Origin of the sequence: Actinoallomurus bryophytorum, assembly GCF_006716425.1 — a bacterium.
GTDB classification, from domain to species: domain Bacteria; phylum Actinomycetota; class Actinomycetes; order Streptosporangiales; family Streptosporangiaceae; genus Actinoallomurus; species Actinoallomurus bryophytorum.
Genome location: NZ_VFOZ01000001.1, coordinates 4,042,670 through 4,061,982, shown reverse-complemented (window position 1 = coordinate 4,061,982; position 19,313 = coordinate 4,042,670). Strand labels below are relative to the sequence as shown.

19 protein-coding genes are annotated in these 19,313 nt (G+C 70.7%); 8 read left to right on the top strand and 11 right to left on the bottom strand.

Annotation, left to right across the window (positions count from 1 at the left end; genetic code table 11):
- Positions 1 to 120 precede the first annotated feature (120 nt).
- Both FB559_RS19230 and bfr read left to right on the top strand, forming a co-directional pair.
- Positions 121 to 321 carry a (2Fe-2S)-binding protein gene (locus FB559_RS19230; protein ID WP_141956906.1) on the top strand — a complete coding sequence of 67 codons (201 nt, stop codon included), beginning with the start codon at positions 121 to 123 and terminating at the stop codon, positions 319 to 321.
- A 67-nt stretch (positions 322 to 388) separates the two neighbouring features.
- Positions 389 to 871, top strand: coding sequence for a bacterioferritin (gene bfr, locus FB559_RS19225; protein ID WP_141956905.1), 483 nt, complete (start codon positions 389 to 391; stop codon positions 869 to 871).
- Here bfr and bla read toward each other — a convergent pair.
- A complete protein-coding gene (bla, locus tag FB559_RS19220; protein ID WP_141956904.1) occupies positions 844 to 1,773 on the bottom strand; it encodes a class A beta-lactamase in 930 nt (309 codons plus the stop codon). The two genes, bfr and bla, sit on opposite strands and share 28 nt — an antisense overlap.
- A 56-nt stretch (positions 1,774 to 1,829) precedes the next feature.
- On the opposite strand from bla, the gene FB559_RS19215 reads away from it, so the two are divergent.
- Genes FB559_RS19215 through FB559_RS19205 form a run of 3 tightly spaced genes read left to right on the top strand, consistent with a single transcriptional unit; the run spans position 1,830 to position 4,518 of the window.
- The gene (locus tag FB559_RS19215) at positions 1,830 to 2,750 is read left to right on the top strand and encodes a LysR family transcriptional regulator (protein ID WP_185792291.1); all 921 of its coding nucleotides are present in this window, start codon (positions 1,830 to 1,832) and stop codon (positions 2,748 to 2,750) included.
- Positions 2,747 to 3,649 carry a serine hydrolase gene (locus tag FB559_RS19210; protein ID WP_141956903.1) on the top strand — a complete coding sequence of 301 codons (903 nt, stop codon included), beginning with the start codon at positions 2,747 to 2,749 and terminating at the stop codon, positions 3,647 to 3,649. Before FB559_RS19215 ends, FB559_RS19210 begins: the two co-directional genes overlap by 4 nt.
- Positions 3,650 to 3,702: 53 nt before the next feature.
- Positions 3,703 to 4,518, top strand: a complete 816-nt coding sequence (locus FB559_RS19205; protein ID WP_141956902.1) for a methyltransferase domain-containing protein — start codon at positions 3,703 to 3,705, stop codon at positions 4,516 to 4,518.
- Positions 4,519 to 4,538: 20 nt separating this feature from the next.
- On the opposite strand, the gene FB559_RS19200 is transcribed toward FB559_RS19205, so the two are convergent.
- Both FB559_RS19200 and FB559_RS19195 read right to left on the bottom strand, forming a co-directional pair.
- Positions 4,539 to 5,156: an MBL fold metallo-hydrolase gene (locus FB559_RS19200; RefSeq protein WP_221640440.1), complete on the bottom strand. Its 618-nt coding sequence runs from the start codon at positions 5,154 to 5,156 to the stop codon at positions 4,539 to 4,541.
- Positions 5,156 to 6,241: an S-(hydroxymethyl)mycothiol dehydrogenase gene (locus FB559_RS19195; protein ID WP_141956900.1), complete on the bottom strand. Its 1,086-nt coding sequence runs from the start codon at positions 6,239 to 6,241 to the stop codon at positions 5,156 to 5,158. Before FB559_RS19195 ends, FB559_RS19200 begins: the two co-directional genes overlap by 1 nt.
- A gap of 132 nt (positions 6,242 to 6,373) precedes the next feature.
- Between FB559_RS19195 and FB559_RS19190 the strand changes: the two genes are divergently transcribed.
- The gene (locus tag FB559_RS19190; RefSeq protein ID WP_141956899.1) at positions 6,374 to 7,828 is read left to right on the top strand and encodes a CYTH and CHAD domain-containing protein; all 1,455 of its coding nucleotides are present in this window, start codon (positions 6,374 to 6,376) and stop codon (positions 7,826 to 7,828) included.
- 683 nt (positions 7,829 to 8,511) lie between these two features.
- On the opposite strand, the gene FB559_RS19180 is transcribed toward FB559_RS19190, so the two are convergent.
- On the bottom strand, positions 8,512 to 9,054 hold the full coding sequence (locus FB559_RS19180) for an MOSC domain-containing protein (protein WP_141956898.1): 543 nt from the start codon (positions 9,052 to 9,054) through the stop codon (positions 8,512 to 8,514).
- Positions 9,055 to 9,156: 102 nt separating this feature from the next.
- Here FB559_RS19180 and FB559_RS19175 point away from each other — a divergent pair, with 102 nt between their 5' ends.
- Positions 9,157 to 9,639: a hypothetical protein gene (locus FB559_RS19175; protein WP_141956897.1), complete on the top strand. Its 483-nt coding sequence runs from the start codon at positions 9,157 to 9,159 to the stop codon at positions 9,637 to 9,639.
- Between the two features lie 51 nt (positions 9,640 to 9,690).
- Here FB559_RS19175 and FB559_RS19170 read toward each other — a convergent pair whose 3' ends face one another.
- The 6 genes from FB559_RS19170 to FB559_RS19145 all read right to left on the bottom strand — a co-directional run bounded on the left by FB559_RS19170 (position 9,691) and on the right by FB559_RS19145 (position 15,959).
- Positions 9,691 to 10,578, bottom strand: a complete 888-nt coding sequence (locus FB559_RS19170) for an NUDIX hydrolase (RefSeq protein WP_141956896.1) — start codon at positions 10,576 to 10,578, stop codon at positions 9,691 to 9,693.
- Positions 10,568 to 12,640 (bottom strand): RNA degradosome polyphosphate kinase, encoded by a 2,073-nt coding sequence (locus tag FB559_RS19165; protein WP_141956895.1) that lies wholly within the window; start codon positions 12,638 to 12,640, stop codon positions 10,568 to 10,570. Before FB559_RS19165 ends, FB559_RS19170 begins: the two co-directional genes overlap by 11 nt.
- Before the next feature lie 78 nt (positions 12,641 to 12,718).
- Positions 12,719 to 13,633, bottom strand: a complete 915-nt coding sequence (locus FB559_RS19160; RefSeq protein WP_141956894.1) for a hydroxymethylglutaryl-CoA lyase — start codon at positions 13,631 to 13,633, stop codon at positions 12,719 to 12,721.
- Positions 13,634 to 13,746: 113 nt separating this feature from the next.
- Positions 13,747 to 14,727, bottom strand: coding sequence for an adenylate/guanylate cyclase domain-containing protein (locus FB559_RS19155; RefSeq protein ID WP_141956893.1), 981 nt, complete (start codon positions 14,725 to 14,727; stop codon positions 13,747 to 13,749).
- A gap of 7 nt (positions 14,728 to 14,734) precedes the next feature.
- Complete coding sequence (locus tag FB559_RS19150; protein WP_141956892.1) at positions 14,735 to 15,244, bottom strand: PH domain-containing protein; 510 nt, start codon at positions 15,242 to 15,244, stop codon at positions 14,735 to 14,737.
- Between the two features lie 49 nt (positions 15,245 to 15,293).
- Entirely contained in the window at positions 15,294 to 15,959 is a 666-nt protein-coding gene (locus tag FB559_RS19145) for a hypothetical protein (RefSeq protein WP_141956891.1), read from the bottom strand.
- Positions 15,960 to 16,071: 112 nt separating this feature from the next.
- On the opposite strand from FB559_RS19145, the gene FB559_RS19140 reads away from it, so the two are divergent.
- Positions 16,072 to 16,698 carry an RNA-guided endonuclease InsQ/TnpB family protein gene (locus FB559_RS19140; protein WP_221640079.1) on the top strand — a complete coding sequence of 209 codons (627 nt, stop codon included), beginning with the start codon at positions 16,072 to 16,074 and terminating at the stop codon, positions 16,696 to 16,698.
- 22 nt (positions 16,699 to 16,720) lie between these two features.
- Here FB559_RS19140 and FB559_RS19135 read toward each other — a convergent pair whose 3' ends face one another.
- Positions 16,721 to 19,297 carry an FtsK/SpoIIIE domain-containing protein gene (locus FB559_RS19135; protein WP_141956890.1) on the bottom strand — a complete coding sequence of 859 codons (2,577 nt, stop codon included), beginning with the start codon at positions 19,295 to 19,297 and terminating at the stop codon, positions 16,721 to 16,723.
- Between the last annotated feature and the right edge of the window lie 16 nt (positions 19,298 to 19,313).

Here is a 19,313-nt window from a genome sequence, read left to right as displayed (position 1 = left end):
CACACGCGTCCGGCTGTGACGTATCCGACACCGGCCGGGGGTTGGGCAAAACGGCCTCTCATGGGTTAGCTTAGGGGAGCCTTACCTAATCAGCGTGCTCCTAGAGAGGTCCCCCCGCGTATGTACGTGTGTGTCTGCCACGCCGTCACGGAGGACGTCGTACGTGAGCACATGGCGGCCGGAGCCTGCTCGGCCAAGGACGTGCGCAAGGCGTGCGGCATGCGGCCCGGCTGCGGTTCGTGCGTCACCCGCATCTGCGCGCTCCTGAGCGAGGGCCCTGTGGAGCCGGTTCTCGAGGACTCCGTCGAGGTCGCCGCCTGATCCGGTGATCGTCGATCACCGAGAGCATTGCTTGCGCTTTGCGCCAGGCGTGCCACGATTAGGTCATATGGAAGGCGACACGGACGTCATCAACCTGCTCAACGAGCAGCTGACCGCCGAGCTCACCGCGATCAACCAGTACTTCCTGCACGCCAAGATGCAGGAGCACTGGGGTTTCACGGCGCTCGCCGAGCACACCAGGGCCGAGTCGTTCGACGAGATGCGGCACGCCGAGGTTCTCACCGACCGCATCCTCATGCTGTCGGGGCTGCCCAACTACCAGCGGCTCGACCCGCTGCGTGTCGGGCAGACGGTTCCGGAGCAGCTCCGCTCCGACCTGGCCATCGAGGTGGAGGCCGTCGCGAGGCTGCGTCCGGGCATCGAGTTGATGCGGTCGCGCGGCGACGTGACCTCCGCCCGCATCTTCGAACGCATCCTCGAGGACGAAGAAGAGCACGTCGACTACCTGGAGACCGAGCTGGAGCTCATCGACAAGCTCGGCGAGCAGCTCTACCTCCAGCGTTACGCGCCGCCGCCCAAGAGCGACTGACCCGCGAGAGTCCCGACCGTGACCCGGGCCGCCGCGGCGATGAGCGCGTCGTCGTACGTGGCGTCCTGGGTGGTCTTCGTGGACAGGATCGCCAGCACGATGGGAGCCCGGTGCGGGGGCCACGCCACGGCGACGTCGTTCCGCGTTCCGTACTCGGCGGCGCCGCTCTTGTCGCCGACCGTCCAGCCCGCCGGCACCCCCGCGCGGATCATGGCCGTGCCGGTCGTGTTCCGCCGTAGCCAGTCGTCCAGAAGTCCGCGCCCGCTCTTCGGCAGGACGTTCCCGATCGCGTACTTCCGCAGGTCGGTACCAAGAGCCCGCGGCGTGCTCGTGTCACGGACGTCGCCCGGGACGGCGTCGTTGAGCGCGGTCTCGTAGCGGTCGGCATGGATGGTGTGGTCGCCGAGCCTCCTCAGGGCGGCCTGCAGGCCCTTCGGCCCGCCGAGCCGGCGGAGGAGGAGATTGCCCGCCGTGTTGTCGCTGTAGCGGATCGCGGCGTCGCAGAGCGCGCGGACCGTCATCCCGGTGCCGACGTGCTGTTCGGTGATGGGCGAATAGGTGACCAGGTCGGCCTTGGTGTAGGTGACGACGTCGTCCAGCCCTCCCGGGTCGCGCCGCAGCAGCTCGCCGGCCGCGAGGGCCTTGTAGGTGGAGGCGTAGGCGAATCGCTCGCCGGCGCGCCAGGTGACGGTACGGCCCGTGCCCGTGTCCAGTGCCCAGACGCCGAGCCGGACGCCGTACTCGTCCTCGAGATCCTTGAAACCGTGCCCGGCGGGCGCGGTCGTGGCGGACGCGGTACGCGCGGCGCCGGCGGTCGTACCGCAGCCCGTCAGCGGAAGGACGGCGATCAGCGCCGCCATCGTCACGCGCCGGATGGTCTTTATCTGTCGTGAATCGGCCATGACGAGCAGTCTCCGGTCGCCGCTCGATGCCGTCAAAGACGGAAACGACTGGTCTCATGCTGAAATGGCATAGCCTGTCCGTCGTGGACGTCCTCGGAGCGTGGCAGGCGTTCGTCAACGTGAGCGAGCGAGGAAGCTTCACGCAGGGCGCGGCGGCGACGCGCGTGCCGCAGTCGGTCGCGAGCCGCCGGATCGCCGCCCTCGAACGGCATCTCGGGGAGCGGCTGTTCGACCGGTCGTCGCGCCGCGCGACGCTCACGCAGTTCGGCCGCGACATGCTTCCCTCCGCCAAGCGCCTGGTGCTCCTCGCGGAGACCATGGAGCACGAGGCCGAACGCGCCAGGCTCAACCCCCTCCGTCTCGCCGTGCCCGCCATCTGCACCGTGCGCGACCTGGCACGGCTCGACGCCGAGGCGCGCGAGAAGGGCGTTCACCTGGACTTCCACGCCGCCCCGCCGGCCGAACGCGCCGAGCTCGCGCGATCCCGCGAGGTCCGCGCCGCGCTCACGGCGGTACCCCCGGGCGACGGCACCTGGTCCGTGCCGCTCGGACTCGCCGGCGCCACGCGTCCTCCCGCCGGCACGGTCTATGTCGAGACCCTCCGGCCCGGCCGCGCCACGCGGTCGTCGCGCCGTAGCCGGATCTGGATCCAGCCCGAGGACGACGTCCCCCACATCCGCGACCCCCTGTTCCGTATCCGCGACGCCACCGGCCTCCAGCCCGCGCAGGTCGCCGTCTCGGCCACGCTCACCGCCGCCACGGCGGAGGTCCTCGGCTCGGCGGACCTCCTCCTGTGCTCACGCCGGCAGGCCGGGGAGCTGGAGCTGCACTGGCGCCCGATCGGCGAGATCGATCCCGTACGCGGCTTCGACGTGTCCGCCGCCGTCGGGGACGACGCACAGCGCCTTCGTACCCTGCTGTGGACCGAGATCGCCCGCTGCCTCGGCGCGGACGACCGGGACGGCACGGCGCCATGAGCGCCGAGAGGCTGGTCCGCGGGCTCCGGCGGACGCTCGACGACGCGGGCCTCCAGGGATCGTTCCTGGTCCGGGACCTGCACTCCGGCGACGAGCTCGGCATCGACCCTGACGTGGAGTTCCCGATCGCCTCGCTGGTCAAGGTGCCGCTCGCCATGGCGACGCTCGAACGCGTCCGCCGGGGTGAGCTCGACGGCGCCGCGCAGATCGTCGTAGAGCCCGGCCGGATCACCACTCCGGGACCGACCGGGCTGGGCAGGTTCCGGCACCCGGCCCGTGTCGCCGTCGACGACCTGCTCTACCTCAGCACCTCGGTGAGCGACGGCACCGCGGCGGACGCGCTGTTCGCCCTCACCCCGCCCGCCGAGGTCGCGGCGGCGCTCCACGGGTTCGGGCTGGGCGGCATCAGGGTCCGCCACACCATCCGGGAGCTCAACGAGACCGTGGCCGAACGCCTCGACCCCGCCGACACCCATCTCGCCCACTCCCTCGCGATCGAGGCGGGGACGGCCGGGCGTGGTCACCGGATCCCGCAGCTCGACGTGACCCGCGCGAACTCCGGATCCGCCCGGGCGTTCGTCGGCCTGCTCCAGGCGCTGTGGACACCGTCGCGGGTCGACCCGGGCGTCGCCGAGCGCGTACGCGGCCTCATGGCCGACAACGTCCTGCGGCAGCGGCTGGCACCCGACTTCAGCTCCGACGCGTCGAAGTGGTCCTCCAAGACCGGGACGCTGCTCAACCTCCGCCACGAGATCGGCGTCGTCGAGCACACCGACGGCCAGGCGTTCGGCGTCGCCGTGCTCACGGAGTCGCGTGTGCCGGCCTTCAACCAGCCCGGAGCCGAGGCGCTCATGGCGCAGGTCGCACGCACGCTCCGCGATGAGCTGCGACAGCACTGATCCCGTCGATCATCTGTCGTACGGCGGTCACTTCCGCACGCCATAGTGGTCCGGTGACTTCAATCTCCCCCGACAGGCGCACCTTTGCCGACGTCGACCGGGCCGCCGCCGACATGCAGGCCGCGGCCCTTGATCTGCTGGACCGCCTGGCCGCCCTTCCGCCGATCCGGCGGGTCCGCGACGTCGCGCGTGCCGCGCTGGACGTACGTCCCGGTCAGCGAGTTCTGGACGCCGGCTGCGGTGCCGGTGAGGAGGCGCGGGAGCTCGCCCGGCTCGTCGGCCCGGGCGGGGAGGTCACGGGGATCGACCTGTCCGCCGGTTTCATCGCGACCGCCGCCGAGCGCGACGACGGCGGCGTCCGCTACGCCGTGGGGAACATCGCCGAGCTGGACTTCCCGGACGACGGCTTCGACGCCGTGCGCAGCGAGCGGGTGATCCAGCACGTGCCCGATCCCGACGCCGCCATCGCCGAGCTGGTACGCGTGGTCCGCCCCGGTGGCCGGGTCTGCCTCGTCGACACCGACTGGGAGTCCTTCCTCACGGACGGCATGCCGGCCGAGCTCATCGAGGAGATGGGCGTGCTGGGCCGCAAGCTCGGCCTGCTCAGGCCCGTCGGCCGGTTGCTGCGCGGACAGATGCTCCGGGCCGGCCTGCGGGAGATCACCGCCGAGCCGGTCGCCATCACCCTGACCGACCGCGCGACCGTGGAGACGGTTCATCCGGCCTTCGACCCCGCGGTCATCCGGGCCCTGGACGTCGTGCCCGGCGAGCTCGCGGACCTGTGGTTCGCGGCGTTCGACGCCGCGATCGAGCGGGGTGACTTCCTCGGGGTGATCACCATCTGGGTCGTGACCGGCGTGAAGGCCTGAGCCTCGCCGGTCACGCCCGATCAGTGGCCTCGTGAGATCCATTCTTCGAGGTGCGGGGCCTCGCCGCCGATGGTCGTGCCGTCGCCGTGGCCGGTGCGCACGACGGTCTCCGGCGGCAGGGTCAGCAACCGGTCGCGGATCGAGTCGATGATCAGGCCGAAGTCGGAGTAGGACCGGCCGGTCGCGCCCGGACCGCCGTTGAACAGGGTGTCGCCGGTGAAGACGGTGCCCAGCTCCGGCACGTACAGGCAGACCGCGCCCGGCGCGTGTCCCGGCGTGTGCAGCACGCGCAGCGTCGTGCCGGCCACGGTCAGCTCGTCGCCGTCCGCCAGCGCGCGGTCGGGTTCGCGGTCCGGATAGGTCATGCGCCACAGCACCCGGTCGTCCGGGTGCAGCAGGATCGGCGCGCCCGTGCGGTCCGCGAGCTCGGCCGCGGCATCGATGTGGTCGTCGTGCGCGTGGGTGGAGACGATCGCGGTGAGGCGCCGGTCGCCGACGGCGTCCGCGATCGCGTCGGGGTCGTGCGCGGCGTCGATCACGACCACCTCACGGTCGTCGCCGACCAGCCACACGTTGTTGTCGACGTCCCAGGTGCCGCCGTCCAGGCTGAAGGTCCCCGAGGTGACCAGATGTCCGATCACAACATCACCACCGAACGCAGCACCTCGCCGCGCTGCATCCTGGCGAACGCCTCCTCGACACCGTCCAGGCCGATCGTCTCGGAGACGAAGCCGTCCAGGTCGAGCCGGCCCTGGAGGTACAGGTCGACGAGCATGGGGAAGTCGCGGGAGGGCAGGCAGTCGCCGTACCAGGAGGACTTGAGCGCGCCACCGCGGCCGAACACGTCGAGCAGCGGCAGCTCGATCTTCATGTCCGGCGTCGGCACGCCGACCAGGACGACCGTGCCGGCCAGGTCGCGGGCGTAGAAGGCCTGCTCGTAGGTCTCCGGGCGGCCGATCGCCTCAACCACGACGTCGGCGCCGTTGCCCCCGGTGAGCGCGCGGATCGCCTCGACGGGGTCGGACTCGCGGGAGTTGACCGTGTGGGTGGCCCCGAAGCCGCGCGCCCACTCCAGCTTCCGGTCGTCGACGTCCACCGCGATGATCTTCGCCGCGCCGGCCAGGGAGGCGCCCGCGATCGCGCCGTCGCCGACACCGCCGCAGCCGATGACCGCGACCGAGTCGCCGCGCGTCACGCCGCCGGTGTTGATCGCCGCGCCGATGCCGGCCATGATCCCGCAGCCGAGCAGACCCGCCGCGGCGGGCGAGGCGGCCGGGTCGACCTTGGTGCACTGCCCCGCGGCCACGAGGGTCTTCTCCGCGAACGCGCCGATGCCCAGCGCCGGGGACAGCTCGGTGCCGTCTTCGAGGGTCATCTTCTGCGTGGCGTTGTGCGTCGCGAAGCAGTACCAGGGGCGGCCGCGCAGGCAGGCACGGCACTGACCGCAGACCGCGCGCCAGTTGAGGATGACGAAGTCGCCCGGCGCGACGTCGGTGACGTCGGCGCCGACCTCCTCCACGATGCCCGCGGCCTCGTGGCCGAGCAGGAACGGGAAGTCGTCGTTGATGCCACCCTCGCGATAGTGCAGGTCGGTATGGCATACGCCGCAGGACTGAACCTGGACGAGCGCCTCTCCTGGCCCCGGGTCGGGTACCAGAATCGTCTCGAGAGAGACCTCGGCGCCACGGGATCGCGCGACGACCCCTCGTACCTCGTGCGGCATTGCCTCACACACCCTTCATCCCGGTCTTACGGCCTACGAGAACTATCACATCGCGCCCGCCCCCACTTGACCGATAAACCGGATATACGATCGCGAAAAGCCGCTGTCGGCTGGGCTAACGCTGGGGGTCCGATGACGAGCCACCTGGAAATCGAGCGCAAGTACGACATCGAGCCCGGTATCGCGCTTCCCGGCCTGCGGGGGTTGCCGGATGTGGCGGAGACCGGCGAACCCGAGACCTACCTGCTGACCGCCCGCTATTTCGACACCGAGGACCTGCGCCTGGCCGCCCGCGGCATCACGCTCCGGCATCGCCTCGGCGGCCCCGACGACGGCTGGCACCTCAAGCTCCCGGCCGGGCCCGGCGCGAAACACGAGCTGCACGCGCCGCCGGACGCCCGGACCGTGCCCGCCCCGCTCGCCGCTCTGGTCGTCGGCCACACCCGCGGGCGGCCGCTGGTGCAGGTCGCCACCCTGGAGACGCGGCGTACGGTCCACCCTCTGCTCGGCCCGGACGGCGAGGTCCTCGCCGAGGTCGCCGACGACGAGGTGACCGGGTGGCCGGCGGACGGACGGCCGCTCACCTGGCGGGAGGTCGAGGTCGAGCTGGGCGCGGGATCCGCCGGTCTCCTGACGGCCGCCGGGGACCGGCTGTGCGCCGCCGGCGCGCGCCCCTCACGGTCCACCTCCAAGCTCGGCCGCGTGCTCTCCGTCCGTACGGCGGAGCCGTCGTCCCGCGCGTACCGGACCGCGGGCGACGTCGTCACCTCCTACGTCGCCGAGCAGTTCGAGACGATGCTGGGGTACGACCCGCGGGTCCGGCAGGCCGAGTACGACTCGGTGCACAAGATGCGCGTCGCCGTACGCCGGATCCGTAGCATCCTGCGCAGCACCGCGCGGTTGCTCGAACCGGACCGGATACCCGGGCTGGAGGCCGAGCTGAAGTGGCTGGCGGGCGAGCTGGGCGAGGTACGCGACCTGGAGGTGCTGCGAGAGCGCTTCGCCGGACGGCTCTCAGAGATCGGCGAACCCCTCCCATCCTGGATGGCGACTCTGGACGCGAAGGAGAGGCTGGCCTACGACCGGCTGAACCACACCCTCGCCGGAGACCGGTACTTCGCCCTGCTGGACGCGATCGAGGCGTTCGTCACCGACCCGCCGCTCACCGAGCGCGCGTCCCGCAAGGCCCACAAGGCGGTACCCGCGCTGGTCGCCGGAGCATGGCGACGCGTCGCCCGCCGGCACGCGGAGCTGGAGGAGGCCGAAGACCCCGACGAGGCGCGGCACCGTACACGTAAGGCGGCCAAGCGCGCCCGCTACACCGCCGAGGCGGCACGGCCGGTGCTCGGCGAGCCGGCGCGCAGCATCGCCGTCCAGGCCGGACGGGTACAGGAGGTGCTCGGCGCGTACCAGGACAGCGTCATCGCCCGCGAACGCCTAGCCGAACTGAGCGCCGGTGACCGCGAGGAGACGGTCGAGCTGCTGATCGAGGTGGAACGCCGCGCCGCCGACCAGGCCTTGGACGACGCCCACGCGATCTGGACGGAAGCCGCCGACCCGAAGTACGTCCGCGCGCTGACCGGCTAGAGCCTGTCTCGAAATCCTCGGTCTGGGCCCCGCCCGCTCTGGAGTCCCCCCGCTCTGGGCCCCGCCCGGTCTAGAGTCCGCCCGCTCTGGAATCCGCCCGGTCTAGAGCACACCCGGTCTGGGCCCCACCCCGCCTGAGCCCGCCCGGTCCGGAGCCCACCCGCCTGAACCCCGCCCCGTCTGGGTCCCATCCGGTCCGGAACCCACCCGTCTGGGTCCCACCCGTCTGGAGCCCACCCACCTGGAGCCCACCCGTCTGGAGCCCACCCGTCTGGAGCCCACCCGTCTGGAGCCCACCCGTCTGGAGCCCGCCCGTCTGGAGCCCACCCGTCTGGAGCCCGCCCGTCTGGAGCCCGCCCGTCTGGAGCCCGCCCGTCTGGAGCCCGCCCGCCTGGAGCCCACCCGCCTGGAGCCCACCCACCTGGAGCCCACCCACCTGGAGCCCACCCACCTGGAGCCCACCCACCTGGAGCCCACCCACCTGGAGCCCACCCACCTGGAGCCCACCCACCTGGAGCCCACCCGCCCGGGGGTGCCATCCCACTCTCATTGTCCAGCGGCAACAGCCGCGGGCGGAAGTAGAGCGGGGTTCTGTGGATAACCCCGCCCAGGCGCCGCCCGGGCGGCGCCACACGGCGACCAGGCGGCACCACGCGGCGGCCAGTATGACTTTGAGGCAGACCCTAGACGCGTTCGAGGGGCCGGTGCGGTCCGTCAGGGAGCTCCGCCTTGATCGTGTCGCCGGGGCGCACCACGCCGCCTTCGATGACCACGCTCATGATGCCCGCCTTGCGCACGAGGTTGCCGGCCTCGTCCCGACCGACGACCTGCTTCAGCAGCCCGCTCTGGAAGCCGTCGATCTGCCGGCACGGATTGCGCAGGCCGGTGACCTCAAGGACGGCGTCGTCACCGATCCGAAGCAGGGTGCCGGTGGGCAGGCCGAGCAGGTCGATGCCCCTGGTGGTGATGTTCTCGCCGAGCTGGCCGGCCGTCACCTCGAACCCCGCCTCACCGACCTCGGCGAAGAGCTCCTCGTGGATCAGATGGACCTGACGGAGGTTCGGCTGCGTGGGATCCTGGGCGACCCGCGAACGATGCTTGACCGTGACGCCGGCGTGGACGTCTCCCTCCACGCCGAGTCCGGCGAGCAAGGTGATGGCTCCGTGGTTCGGCTTGGTGAAGGAGTACTCGCCGTTGCTGCTGACCGCCGTCACCGTCCCGTCCATGGAACCAAGCCTGCCGCTTCCCGGCGCCGCGGTCGAGGGGTTATAGGTCGTGACACTCGACGGAGACGCTACTGCGGTCGAGGTCGGTAGCCTCGCTACTTGATGACACGACGATTCGGTGACCAGGCCACCTTCGCCGTGGAGGTCGGCGAGGCCGAATCACCCCAACTCCGCATCGTTGATCTCTGGGCGGCCGGCAAGCGACTCACCACGGACGACAACTCGACCTTCCTCCCCTTCTTCTGCCCGGCCATGCGGTCGACCGCTGCGCAGGTGCGCCGGCGCGACGTCAGGCCTTGCCCCTTTCCAGGACGCTCGCCGGAGGAGACCTTCCGGCTGCTTGAGCAGGACAAGACAGCGTTCCGTGAACACTTCTGGTTCATGGAGTGGGGCGAGACCGTTGACAATGTGTCACGGTATGCCTACCTGGACGACGATCTGATCCTCGTCTTCGCGTTCCGGCGACCGACGCATCCATTCCCAGACGACCTAGGCACGATCTTCGTTGCCAGGATTCCGCCGGACGATTTCGCGACCACCCTCCAAGCCGCAGCCGAACTTCTGGACGCCGATTTCGCTCGATGAAACCGGCCAGACCCTCTAATCTCACTGGGCTCCGAGGGCCGCCCCATGGGCTTACAGGTGGTGACGCTCGGCGGAGACCAAAGAGCCGCCGGCCGTGTGCAGCACCCAGAAGCCGCCCTTCGGCAGCCTGGCGTCCTCCGGCGCCTCCGCTCCGAGTACCTCGCAGGCGCGCTCGATCACGTCGGGGACCAGCTCGCCGTGCGTGCAGACCAGGGTCGGCACTCCGTCCGCGAGCAGCTGGGCGAACCGGCCGCCGGCCTCCTTCGAGGCCGCCATCGGTGTGCCCATCGAGAAGGCCCAGTCGGTACGGATCTCGGCGCCCATCCTGGCCGCGTACGGCAGGACGGTCTCCATGCAACGGGCGGTGGCGGAGCTGAACACGCGGGCCGCGCCGAAGCCGGCCAGCGTCTCGGCCAGGGCGACGGCCTCGGCCCGGCCGCGTGAGTCGAGCGGGCGTAGCAGGTCATCGTCCTGCCAGTCGTGCTTGTCGCCAGCCGAGGTGTGCCGCAGCACGATGTAGGGCGTCGTGTGGTTCGGGCCGGGGGCGAACTCCCGCAGCAGGTCGGCGTCGTGCTCGTAGCTCAGCCGCTCCTCCGCCTCGGGTAGCGGCAGCCACTCGATCCGGTCGACCTCCTCGCTCGGGCGGAAGTCGCCGTCGTTGCCCGTCGCGGCCCAGTAGTCGACGCGCTTGGGCCGGCGCTCCTTCTCGTACTCCCGTGAGGACAGGCGCCGGCCGAGAACCGGCCAGACGCCCGTCTCCTCCCAGACCTCGCGTACGGCGGCGCGGAGCGTATGCTCGCCGTTCTTGGTCTTGCCCTTGGGGAAGGACCAGTCGTCGTACTTGGGCCGGTGGACGAGTACGACCTCGGGGCCGTCCGTGCTCGGGCGCCACAGGATGGCTCCCGCGGCCCGGATCAGATCCGGGGGATCAAGAGCCATCGACCGTCCTCCATCGACGCGTTCGCATGAGATGGGTCTGGATATGGACCGAACCGTCGTGCCGCGTCCAGCGGCCCTCCGCACCCAGCAGCCAGCACTGGGTGTCCATCCCCATCGCCAGGTCGAAGCGGCCGATGAGGTCCGCGCAGTGACCCTGGTCACGTACGCGCACGAGCGTCTCGACGCGGCGGTCGAGGTTGCGGTGCATCAGGTCGGCGCTGCCGATCCACACCTCCGGGTCGCCGTCGTTCTCGAAGGCGTAGATCCGCGAGTGCTCCAGGAAGCGGCCGAGGATGCTGCGTACCTGGATCGTCTCCGACAGCCCGGTCACCCCGGGCCGCAGGGCACAGATGCCGCGCACCCAGACGTCGACCGGCACGCCCGCCTGCGACGCCCGGTACAGCGCGTCGATGATCACTTCGTCGACGAGGGAGTTGCACTTGAAGCGGATGTGGGAGGAGCGGCCCTGCCGGTGGTTCTCGGTCTCGCGGTCGATCCGGCTCACCAGCCCGCCGCGCAGCGAGTCCGGCGCGACCAGCAGCCGGTGGTACTCGGTGTCGCGTGTGTACCCCGTGAGGTGGTTGAACAGGTCCGTGACGTCCTCGCCCACCTGGGCATCGGCCGTCAGCAGGCCGTAGTCCTCATAGATCCGTGCGGTCTTGGGGTTGTAGTTGCCGGTGCCGATGTGGCAGTAGCGGCGCAGCGACCCGTCGTTCTCCTCGCGGACCACCAGGGCCAGCTTGCAGTGGGTCTTCAGGCCGACGAAACCGTACACGACGTGGCAGCCGGCCTGTTCCAGCTTGCGCGCCCAGGTGATGTTGGCGCGTTCGTCGAACCTCGCCTTGATCTCCACGACCACGACGACCTGCTTGCCGGCCTCGGCCGCGTCGATCAGCGCGTCGATGATCGGCGAGTCGCCGCTGGTGCGGTACAGCGTCTGCTTGATGGCCAGGACCTGCGGGTCCGCGGCGGCGTCCTCGATCAGGCGCTCGACGCTCGTGGTGAAGGAGTCGTACGGGTGGTGGACGAGCACGTCGTGGTCGCGCAGCGTCGCGAAGATGTTGACGTCGTGCGGCAACGCAGCCTCCGACGGCACGAACGGGGGGTACTTCAGCTCGCTGCGGTCGAGGTCGGCGATGGCACTCAGGCCGCCGAGGTCGAGGGGGCCGGGCACCCGGTAGACGGCGCCCTCGTCCAGGCCGAGCTCGGTCATCAGCAGGTCGAGCACCTCGGGACTGATCGACTCTTCCACCTCGATCCGGACGACCGGGCCGAACCGGCGGCGCAGCAGCTCACGCTCCAGCGCCTGCAGGAGGTTCTCCGCGATGTCCTCGTCGACCTCCAGGTCCTGGTTACGCGTGACCCGGAAGGCGTGGTGCTCGATGATCTCGGTGCCGGTGAACAGCTGCGGCAGGTTCTCGGCGATGACGTCTTCCAGCGGCACGAACCGGGACGGCGAAGCCTCCAGGAACCTCGGCAGCAGCGGCGGGACCTTCACCCGCGCGAACAGGGTCTCCTCGGTCTCCGGGTCGCGTACGAGCACCGCGAGGTTGAGGGAGAGCCCGGAGATGTAGGGGAACGGGTGCGCGGGGTCGACCACCAGCGGCGTGAGCACGGGATAGACCCGCCGCCGGAACAGCCGGTTCAGCTCTTCTTTCTCGGTGTCGGCGAGCTCGTCCCAGCGCAGGATCTCGATGCGCTCCTTGGCCAGGGCGGGCAGGATGTCGTCACGGAAGACGGCGGCGTGCTGGAGCATCAGCTCGTGCGCGACCTCGGAGGTACGGGCGAGCAGCTCACGTGGCTGCTGGCCGCTCGCGGTCTGCAGCGCGATCCCGGTGGCCATCCGGCGGGCGAGCCCGGCGACCCTGACCATGAAGAACTCATCGAGGTTGCTCGCGAAGATCGACAGGAAACGCACGCGTTCGAGGAGGGGAAGGGTGGGGTCGCCGGCCAGGTCCAGCACACGCTCGTTGAAGCGCAGCCAGCTTTCCTCACGGTCGAGGAACCGGTCTTCCGGAAGTTGGTCTTCGATCTCGGAAAAATGCCCGGCTTCGACACTCATGCGATAGATGCTCCCCGTTTTGCGTGAACTTGAAGCGAACGGGGCGTTATCTTCCTGATACCTGAACGACCCGTTCACTCAGGCGGGGATGGTGCGACCCCTGGGACCCGCGCGCAGCACCTGTGATGGCAGGGTGTGCCCGACCATGCGCTCCGCGCGTGCGGCGACGTCGATGAGGGCATCGAGGTCTACGCCGGTGGCCACTCCCATGTCCTCCACCATGTGAACCAGTTCTTCTGAGGCGATGTTCCCGGTCGCCCCCGGGGCGTACGGGCAACCGCCCAGGCCACCGACGCTCGCGTCGAAGTCGGAGACGCCGAGCTGGAGCGCGGCCAGCACGTTGGCCAGCCCGGTGCCACGGGTGTTGTGGAAGTGCAGGTTGAGCGAGGTCTCCGGGTTCGCCATCCGGAACTCGCCCACCAGCCGGGTCACCCGCGGCGGGGTCGCCATCCCGGTCGTGTCGCCGAACGAGGCGCTGTCGGCGCCGTCGCGCACCGCTCGCGTGGCCGCCGAGACGACCCGCTCGACCGGCACGTCACCTTCGTACGGGCACCCCCACGCCGTGGAGACGATCACCTGGCAGGTGGCGTCATGGTCGTGGGCCAGCGCGATGATCTTGGCGATGTCGTCGAGCGACTCTTCGGTGGACCGGTTGACGTTCTTGCGGTTGTGGGTGTCGGACGCGGAGACCACGACCTCCAGCTCGGTGAAGCCCGCCTCGAGTGCACGCTCGGCGCCACGAAGGTTGGGTACGAGCGCCGAGTAGCGCACGTCGCCGGCGCGCCGCACCTTGCTCCACACCTCGGCGGCGTCGGCCATCTGCGGAATCGCCTTCGGATGCACGAACGACACGGCCTCGATCCGGCCGACGCCGGTGTGTGACAGGGCGTCGATCAGCTCGACCTTCGCCTCGGTCGGCACCGGATCCTCGTTCTGCAGGCCATCTCGCGGGCCCACCTCGCGCAGCGAGATCCGGCCGGGCAGATCAGTCATCTCCACCTCCTGCCCCCAAATCTAGCCTCGGACGCGCGCAGGCACCGTTCGGCTCTCGGCGAGCCGGGACCGTGCACGAGATCGTGTCTCTCGCCGAGCGGCAGCGGTGAGTGTCAGTGGCGGCGGAGGACGTACGGCTGGACGACGCCGAGGCCGTGGGCGCGGCGGCGGGAGATCCGGGACAGGTCGTACGCGTCGTCCTCGCGTAGCTCGGCGGCCAGGCCCGCGTCCACCAGGGCCGTGCCCGGCCGGGCCATCTCGGTCAGGCGGCTCGCGAGGTTGACCGTGGTGCCGAATACATCGCCGCGCAGCGGCAGCACCGGCCCGTACGCCATGCCGACCCGTACGTCCGGGATGCCGGCGTCCTCGCGTACCGCCTCCGCGACCGACAGGCCGATCTCCGCGCCGCCGCGGGCGGTGTCGGCACTGAACAGCACCTCATCGCCGAGCGTCTTCACCAGCCGCCCGCCATGCTCGGCCACGACGTCCGAGGCGGTCTCCTCGAACCGCTCCACCAGCCGGGCCAGCTCGCGTTCGTCCAGGTCACGGCTCGTACGAGTGAAGGCGACCAGGTCGGCGAAGCCGACGGCGGCACGGGTCTGCAGGTCGCCGGCGTCCTGCGAGGCGAGCAGCCGGGTGCCCGCGGCGGCGAGCTGGCGCCGCCAGGCGTGCACGAGCAGCGGCTCCAGCTCGGCGATGTGGGTCTCGGCGTTCTCCATGATGAGCCGCAGGGCCGCGGGGTCGGGCGCCTCCAGCGGGTCGGTGAGCGCCTCGACCAGGATGTCGACCTGCCACTTCGCGAGCCGCGCCATGGTCTGGCCGACGGCACGGACCATGCGCAGCACGATCTCCTCGTCGATCACTCCCGCCGGCCGCAGCGTGGCGATCCTGGTGAGCGCGGTCACGTCGCCCTCAGTGAAGGCGATCATGTCGTCGGGGACGTGCGGGAAGCCGAGGGCACGCCAGAGCTGCCGGGCGAACTCCTCGGAGACGCCGGCAGCCCTGATCGTGTCCATGCTGGTGTAGCGAAGCTCGCCGCCGAGGAGAAGCTCCTCGATCCGGCGAGGGTCGGGTGGTCCGGGCGGTTCGGTCATCGGGCCGTTACGGGCGAATGCCGTCGCCGTCCGTCAGCTCCTCGACCAGGCGGTAGAGCTGGCTCTGGGTGTGCTCGACCCGGGGGATCTTCTTGAGCACGAGCTGACCGTTCTCACCGCCGGACTCGACCACGAGTGTGCCGGTGCCCAGCACCCGCTCGATCAGACCGTGCGAGAACGACACGTCGTTCACGCGGGTCAGCGGGATGTCGCGGCCGGAGCGGGACAGGATGCCGTGACGCATCACAAGCCGCCGGTTGGTCAGCGTGTACGAGGTCGTCACCCAGCGCAGGAACGGGAGCAGCCCGACCACGATGACCGCGACGACCCCGACGGCCGCGACGATGAGCCGGATCAGTGTCTGGGAGTCACCGTCCGGGATGAAAAAGATGACCACACCGGCGACAACGACCGCGACGATCGCCCAGAAGATCGTGGCTACGAGCGTTGACCAGTGGGGATGAAATTCGAGGACGATTTTCTCATCCTCGGTCAACGAGTTTTTCGGAAGACCCATGGCGCATATCTTGGCAGAAAACGCACCTAACGGCCGATCAATGCGGTGATCAGGTCACCACCCGTATGACGATGAATGTCAGAGCGATCAGCCACACACCGCCGCCTCCGAGCGCACCGGCGACGGCGGTGTCGACGGAGTACTCCTGCTCCTCGTGCGCCGTGCGATAGCGGATCCATCCCGTCGCCGCCAGGTAGCCCAGCCAGGGGGCGGCCAGCGCCGGCGCGGCGACGGCGAGGAGGCGGACCTTTCCCAGGTGGTGCAGGGCGATGGTCAGCTCCATCCCGATCAGCGTGAGCACGAGAGCGGCGGCGAACCCCAGCACGCCCATGCGCGCGTACCGGCCGGCCAAGGGATAGTCGACCGGCTCGCGTACCCGCTGATGCGCGTCGTCCAGCAGCACCTCGGCGTCGGGTCCACGCGCCACCCGGCCGGCGGGCTCCGGCAGCAGTCCCGCCGCGTCCCGGCCGAAGCGTGTGGTCAGCTCCCGCCAGATCCCGGCGGCCCGTTCTTCGAGACCGTCGAGGTGCGCCAGCTCCGCCTCCACCGAGGCGTACGCGGCGGTCCGCTCCGCCTCGGCCTCGGTCAGCCGCCGCCGCGCGTCGTCGGACGCGTGCAGCAGCCGCCCGGCCTCGGCCGCCAGCTCCTTGTACCTCCCCCGCGCCGTCTGCGGGTCCATCACGTGCCGTCCGCCGTCTTCGTCCGACGTGCTCATCGCGTCACCAGGCACCTACAGCGTGGGGGCCCTGTCTTTGAGGGCGGGGAGGAAGCGCGGCACGGTCCCTCATGGTGGTCTCCGGGTTTCGTCGGTGGGGTTCGTTAGGTCGATGGCCGTGTCCCGCTTCGGTGAGGTGAGGATCCCGAAGGTGGGGCGGGTGCGGTTCCGCCGGTCCCGTGCCGTGCCCGAGGCCGTTAAGTCGTTTCGCATCACCCGTGACGGGGCGGGCCGTTGGCATGTCGCGTTCGCCGCGGTCCCCGCGCCGGGGACCGGTGAAATCGTCGGTGTGGACTGGGTGGAGAAGACCAGCACCGATCTGGCGCGCCGGTTCGACGTGATCGGTGTCGAGGCCCTGAAGATCGCGGCGATGACCCGCTCGGCCAGGGGCACCGTCGCTGAACCCGGCCGCAGGGTCGCCCGAAAGCGCGGGCTGAACCGGGGCATCCTCGCCAGCGGGTGGGGGCAGCCGGAACACAAAGCACTCGGACGGGTGGTCAAGGTCAATCCGCGTTACACGTCGCAGACCCGCAACACCTGCGGCCACACCGCCCGGGAGAGTCGCGAGAGCCAAGCTCTCTTCCGGTGCGTTGCCTGCGGGCACCAGGACAACGCCGACGTCAACGCGGCACGCGACATCGCCGATTCGCCCGCCGGGCGGGCGGTCGCTGCGCGGGGAGGCTCTATATCGCCGGGGCCGACGAACCGCGAACCTCAACTCCTCCTCCTTCCAGGTTAGGAACGGGTTGGAATCCCCGGCTTCAGGCAGGGGAGGACGTCAAGATGGTGAACGGGATGATCGGCTGCGGGGTGTCACCGGTGCGCTGGTCGTGGAAGAGCGCACGTCGGCGACGTGGGGTCCAGGTCTGCCGTTGCGCGCCCGCCAGCGGCGTCAGCTCGCTGTCGCGTACGTCCAGGGCGACCCACGCGTCGACCGTGCGCACCGCGCCGGGGCGGTCGGCCAGGTCCGCCCTGAACCGGTCCGCGGTACGCCACCAGCCCAGCACGTGAACCCGGTCGTCCGGGCCCTGCTCGACGAGCTTGCGCAGCGCCGTACGGAGCGGGGCCGAGCGCGCGGTGGCGGCGTCCACGGCGAACATCACCACGTAGACCGGGATGAGCCGGTCGCCGGGGGCCGGCAGCTCGGTCGTGACGGTGGCGCGGTGCCCCTCGTCGGTGAGCCACCGCGCGAGCCTCGTCACCCGGGGGCTCGACTCGCCCTCGAACAGGACGAACTCCGCCGCTCCCGGCGCGTGCCCACGAGCGAGAGAGATCACCGCCGAGGCGAGGATGTCGTGTGCCTCGTCGGCGCGGGTGCCGATCACCGCGAAGTTGCGGCCCGGGTTGCGGTCGAAGCGTACGGTCGCGGCGCTGCCGGCCAGGTCGATCCGCTGCCCCACCACGCCCTCGCCCTCCGGCGGAGCCGGGGCGTTCATCAGCTCGGGCACGTAGGCACCGTCGAAGATCCGCGGTGGCTCGAGGTGCTCGGGGCGCCGCTTCCACAGCTCGCTCTGCAGGGCGTCGAAGGTGCCGGGGGTGCCGGCGTCGGGAAGGCGCGCCACGCGGTTGGCGTGCCGCGCGCCGGACTCGGAGTTGACGACCGCGCAGAAGCGCGCGACCTGACGGGCGGCCGGATTGTCATCGGCGAGGATGCGCCGCGCCTTGGGCAGCGCGATCCGCAGCGTGAACTGGTCCAGGATCGCGTTGCGACCCCAGAGTGCCTGCACGCCACCGATGTTCTGGCTGGCGAGGACGAGGTGGATGCCCTGCGACCGGCCCCGGCGGGCCAGGTCGTTGAGGAGGTAGAGCGACTCCTCGGTGATCTTGTCCTGCTGCTGGATGAGCACCTGGAACTCATCGATCACCGCCACGATGCGCGGCCAGTGCCCCTCGGGGTCGACGGCACGCAGCTCCTCGATCTTGGTGACCTCCTGGTCGCGCGCCGCGGCGCCGCGGCGTTCGAGCTCACCGCCGAGGAACCTCAGCAGCGCCAGTCCGAACTCACGGTCGTTGTTGATGTTCACGCCGATGAGCCGGGCGTGCGGCAGCCACGTCTTGTTGTTACGCCCACTCGCGAGGCGGGCGAAGGAGACGCCCTCCTTGAAGTCGAGGAGGTAGAACTCCAGCTCCTTCGGGGAGTAGCGGGCGGCGAGCGAGCCGATCAGGGTGTACAGGAAGTTGGTCTTGCCCGAGCCCGGCGGGCCGCCGACCAGGGCGTGCACCGGATCGTCGCCGAGCAGGGCCTCCACGGGCTCATACCGGTCGACGTCCTCGCCGATGGGCCCGCGGACACCGGGCGCGGACGACTCCGTCCAGAACACCGGCGGGAGGAGCTGGGCGAACCGCGGCGGGTCGCGTTCGATGCCGACCCAGCGGGCGGCGTGCTCGCACACCGCGCGGACGAGCTCCGGCGGCGGCGGCTCGGCCGTCACCTCCAGGTCGCCGGTCATCGACGTGCGTATGGCGCCGTCGGGGCCGACCTCGACGGTCTCGATGTCGGGACCGGCCTCGAGCCGTGCGTCCCGGCAGATGACGTGAATGCCACAGGCCGCGCCCGCGTGCATCACGCTCTCCAGATGGGCGATCTCGTCGTCGCGGAAGCCGCGTACGGGGGCCTGCACGATCACGACTCGCCACGGCTCCGGACGCCGGTTAGTCCTTTTTTCCTCCTCGGCCTCCTCTGCGTCCTTGGCCAGCGCCGCGAGCGAAGAGTGGCCACCGCCCAGGACGTCGCGCTGGATCCGCCGGATGTCGCGGTCGAGCGATCCCAGCAGGTCCTTGAACTCGTCCACGCCGTAGACCGTGAGCAGGCCGGGCCGCGACAGCGCGTGGAAGCCGCCGAGGCCCGCGCCCAGCCGGCGCGGGTCGTACAGGCTGATGCGCACCAAGCCCGCGCGTGTCGTCGCCACGATGCGGACCAGCAGCGCGTCCACCACGGCGTCGGCGGTGGCCAGATCGTCGCCGAGGATCCTCAGGTGGCCGGCGTCCAGCAGCGGGACCAGCGCGGGGATGCGGGAGTCCGGCAGGCGCCCGGGCATCGACCCGATGCGGTAGAGCGACGGTTCGCCATCGCTCTCTTCCAGCTCGGCCCGCCATTGGTCCCACGCCGCCGAAGCCAAGCCGGGAGCGGCGGCGCCGGCGAGGTCGTCCAAGGCTTCGAGGGCTGCGTCCGCCTCCGGGCCGCTCGTCGCGGCGGCCTGGGCGCGCGCCCGATCCATCGCCGCCTCGGCCACGGCGACCGTCTCGTCGAGGTCGCTTCTGCGGGCGCGGATGGTCGCGCGTGCCTGCCGGACGTCCTGCCGTACAGCGGCGAGGAGCTCACCGGGCTTGAGGGTCATTTATGGGTTCCTGGGG